This window comes from Streptomyces recifensis, assembly GCF_002154615.1.
Lineage (GTDB): Bacteria > Actinomycetota > Actinomycetes > Streptomycetales > Streptomycetaceae > Streptomyces > Streptomyces griseoluteus.
This window is the reverse complement of the sequence record NZ_MUNH01000208.1, coordinates 1-3,411: the sequence shown is the minus strand read 5'-3', so window position 1 is coordinate 3,411 and position 3,411 is coordinate 1. Positions and strand designations below refer to the sequence as shown.

Annotated in this window: 3 protein-coding genes; 2 read left to right on the top strand and 1 reads right to left on the bottom strand. The window is 67.9% G+C overall.

Features of this window, described 5'->3' with window-relative positions; translation table 11 throughout:
- Positions 1-115: 115 nt before the first annotated feature.
- Positions 116-727 carry a YceI family protein gene (locus tag CCN33_RS12610; RefSeq protein WP_086693721.1) on the bottom strand — a complete coding sequence of 204 codons (612 nt, stop codon included), beginning with the start codon at positions 725-727 and terminating at the stop codon, positions 116-118.
- 237 nt (positions 728-964) lie between these two features.
- Between CCN33_RS12610 and CCN33_RS12605 the strand changes: the two genes are divergently transcribed.
- Together CCN33_RS12605 and CCN33_RS12600 are read left to right on the top strand one after the other, a co-directional pair.
- Positions 965-1,462: a hypothetical protein gene (locus tag CCN33_RS12605; RefSeq protein WP_086693720.1), complete on the top strand. Its 498-nt coding sequence runs from the start codon at positions 965-967 to the stop codon at positions 1,460-1,462.
- Positions 1,463-1,736: 274 nt separating this feature from the next.
- Positions 1,737-3,320, top strand: coding sequence for an acyl-CoA carboxylase subunit beta (locus CCN33_RS12600; RefSeq protein WP_030808412.1), 1,584 nt, complete (start codon positions 1,737-1,739; stop codon positions 3,318-3,320).
- The last annotated feature ends 91 nt before the right edge of the window (positions 3,321-3,411 follow it).

Sequence of the window (3,411 nt, the reverse complement as noted above, 5' to 3'; positions counted from 1 at the left end):
GGACTTCGGCGGCGGAGGCTTCTGAGAAACCCCGCCCGCACGCGTGAGCGCCCCGTCCCCTCCGGCAGAGGGGGAGCGGGGCGCTCGCGTGTGGTGCGGCCGGACCGCCGTCGGCTCACGCGTTCTTGATGGCCGACACGTCGAAGTTGAGCTTGATCTTGTCGGAGATCAGCACGCCGCCCGTCTCCAGGGCCGCGTTCCAGGTCAGGCCCCACTCCGAGCGCAGCAGCTCGGCCTTGCCCTCGAAGCCGACGCGCTCATTGCCGAACGGGTCGGTCGCTGCGCCGTTGAACTCCAGGTCGATGGTGATCGGCCGGGTCACGCCGAGGATGGAGAGGTCACCGGTGATGCGGTAGTCGTCGCCGCCGAGGGACTCCGCGCCCGTGGAGCGGAAGGTCATCGTCGGGAACTCGTCCGTCTTGAAGAAGTCGGCGGACTTGAGGTGGGTGTCGCGGTCGGTGTTGCCGGTGTCGATGCTGTCCATCACCACGTCCAGCGTCGCGGTGGACTTGGCCGGGTTCTCGCCGTCCAGGTGCAGCGAGCCGGTGAACTCCGTGAAGCCGCCCTTGACGTTGGTGACCATGGCGTGCCGCGCGGTGAAGCCGATCGTGGTGTGCGCGGGGTCGATGGTGTAGTCGCCGGTCAGCGTGGCGAGGCCGGTGCCCGCGGAGGCTGCGGGGGCGGCGGTGGTCTGGGGGGTGCTGTCCTTGCGGCTGAAGATGCCCATGGTGTGCTCCTTGAAAGAGTTCCGGAAGAGTCTGTTTAACGTTCAACGAACCCGACGTCTGCCACCGTAGACCCATTCAGTTCGGTTTTCAACATCATCCGGTACGTGTTTTCACCCTCACCCAGAGTTACCGCTGACGCCCTCTGGCGGACGCGCGTAGAACTCGGGCACCATCTGTCTGCACCACCTGCACAGCCGCCCCACAGCAAGCACGGCCAACCGCAGGAAGGGTCATTCATGAAGGTCCGCTCCGTCCTCACCGCGCTCGCCCTCGTCGTCGCCCCGGGCGTCGCCGTGGTCGGCACCGCGTCCGACGCCTTCGCCGTCACCAAGATCAGCCACGCCACCGCCACCCAGATGTTCCGCGACGTCGGCATCACCTGGTCGTCCTCCGGCGGCTGCTCCGACCGCAACAACTCCACCTGTACGTCGTTCGAACAGCTCAACCTGGCCACCGCCCAGGGTGCGCAGACCCTCAAGCGCGCCACCGGGTGTGCCCTGAACATCACCGGCGGCACCGAGACCGGCCACGCCTCGGGCACGTACTCGCACTGGAACGGCTACAAGCTCGACTACGGCAAGAACACCTGTGTGACCTCGTACATCAAGAACACCTTCAGCTACATCGGGCTGCGCGGGGACGGCGCGCCGCAGTACCAGTCCGGGTCGGGCAACATCTACGCCGACGAGGGCAACCACTGGGACGTCCTGTACTACAACTGCGGCGGCTGCTGAGCCGACGTGCGCCGGACGGCGGAGGGTAGGGTTGCGAGCCCCCGTTCCGCCGTCCGGGTGTCCCCGTGTCACTCCGGGGATGGCATGTACCACCCCGGCTCCAGGGGTCTGTGATACCCCCCACTTTGTGGCAGCCCTACAAAGGCAGCGCCCTCTGAGCAGTCGGAACGCCTGCATCACGGCCCGGTTCTGTTCGGTCGTACCAGGAAAACGCTCCGGAGACTGTACGGAGTCGACGGCCCGGTTTCCGTGAGGTCCTTCGTATGGTCACTACATGACCGTTTTGGAAGAGACGACGGGTGAGCCGGCGGACGCGCGCGGGCGGGTCGCCGAACTGCACGTGATCCGGGCGCAGGCCCTGGCGGGCCCCAGCGAGAAGGCGACCGAGGCGCAGCACGCCAAGGGCAAGCTGACCGCCCGCGAGCGCATCGAGCTGCTCCTGGACCCGGACTCCTTCCAGGAGGTCGAGCAGCTCCGCCGGCACCGCGCCACCGGCTTCGGCCTGGAGGCCAAGAAGCCGTACACCGACGGTGTCATCACCGGCTGGGGCACGGTGGAGGGCCGTACGGTCTTCGTCTACGCCCACGACTTCCGCATCTTCGGCGGCGCGCTGGGCGAGGCCCACGCCACCAAGATCCACAAGATCATGGACATGGCCATCGCGGCCGGTGCCCCGCTGGTCTCGCTCAACGACGGCGCCGGCGCCCGTATCCAGGAGGGCGTCTCCGCGCTCGCCGGCTACGGCGGCATCTTCCAGCGCAACACCAAGGCGTCCGGCGTCATCCCGCAGATCTCGGTGATGCTCGGCCCGTGTGCGGGCGGCGCGGCCTACAGCCCCGCCCTCACCGACTTCGTCTTCATGGTCCGCGAGACCTCGCAGATGTTCATCACCGGCCCGGACGTCGTCAAGGCGGTCACCGGCGAGGAGATCACCCAGAACGGCCTCGGCGGCGCCGACGTGCACGCCGAGACCTCCGGCGTCTGCCACTTCGCCTACGACGACGAGGAGACCTGCATCGCGGAGGTGCGCTACCTCCTCTCGCTGCTCCCGCAGAACAACCGGGAGAACCCGCCGCGTGTGGAGTCCTCCGACCCCGCCGACCGGCGCGGCGACGTCCTGCTCGACCTGGTCCCGGCCGACGGCAACCGGCCGTACGACATGACCAAGGTCATCGAGGAGCTCGTCGACGACGGCGACTACCTGGAGGTCCACGAGCGCTGGGCCCGCAACATCATCTGCGCGCTGGGCCGCCTCGACGGCCAGGTGGTCGGCATCATCGCCAACCAGCCGCAGGTGCTGGCCGGCGTGCTGGACATCGAGGCGAGCGAAAAAGCTGCGCGTTTCGTGCAGATGTGTGACGCTTTCAATATCCCGATCATCACGCTGCTGGACGTGCCGGGCTTCCTCCCCGGCGTCGACCAGGAGCACGGCGGAATCATCCGCCACGGCGCGAAGCTGCTGTACGCCTACTGCAACGCGACCGTGCCGAGGATCTCGCTCATCCTGCGCAAGGCCTACGGCGGCGCGTACATCGTGATGGACAGCCAGTCCATCGGCGCCGACCTCACCTACGCCTGGCCCACCAACGAGATCGCCGTGATGGGTGCCGAGGGCGCGGCCAACGTCATCTTCCGCCGGCAGATCGCCGACGCCGAGGACCCCGAGGCGATGCGGCAGAAGATGGTCAAGGAGTACAAGGCCGAGCTGATGCACCCGTACTACGCGGCGGAGCGCGGCCTGGTCGACGACGTGATCGACCCCGCCGAGACCCGCGAGGTCCTGATCAGGTCGCTGTCGATGCTCCAGACCAAGCACGCCGACCTCCCCTCCCGCAAGCACGGCAACCCCCCGCAGTGACCGAGACCCCGGAGACCAACGCCATGACCAGCGCCGACATCCGCGTCGAAAAGGGCCTCGCCGACCCCGAGGAGGTGGCCGCCATAACGGC

Coding starts and splice junctions, on each gene's coding strand:
- CCN33_RS12610 (WP_086693721.1), bottom strand. CDS start 727: ATGGGCATCTTCAGCCGCAAGGACAGCACCCCCCAGACCACCGCCGCC.
- CCN33_RS12605 (WP_086693720.1), top strand. CDS start 965: ATGAAGGTCCGCTCCGTCCTCACCGCGCTCGCCCTCGTCGTCGCCCCG.
- CCN33_RS12600 (WP_030808412.1), top strand. CDS start 1,737: ATGACCGTTTTGGAAGAGACGACGGGTGAGCCGGCGGACGCGCGCGGG.